The 233-nt window shown below is 66.1% G+C and carries 1 pseudogene; it reads left to right on the top strand.

The features are described from left to right. Positions 1 to 233, top strand: a pseudogene (locus F6X53_RS33525) (oxalate/formate MFS antiporter); the annotation flags it as partial.

Here is a 233-nt window from a genome sequence, read left to right on the forward strand (position 1 = left end):
GACCGTGCTCCAGAGCCGGCGCGACTACACGCTCGGCGAGGCCCTGCGCACGCCCGTGTTCTGGGTGATGCTGCTGATGTTCACCTGCACGGTGACGGGCGGCCTGATGGCGGTGGCCCAGCTCGGCGTCATCGCGCAGGATCTCGGGGTCAAGAACTTCCAGGTCAACCTGTACTTCTTCGCCATGGCGGCGCTGCCCTTCGCGCTGATGCTCGACCGGATCATGAACGGCA

Source organism: Methylobacterium soli, from assembly GCF_008806385.1.
Classification (GTDB): Bacteria; Pseudomonadota; Alphaproteobacteria; order Rhizobiales; family Beijerinckiaceae; genus Methylobacterium; species Methylobacterium soli.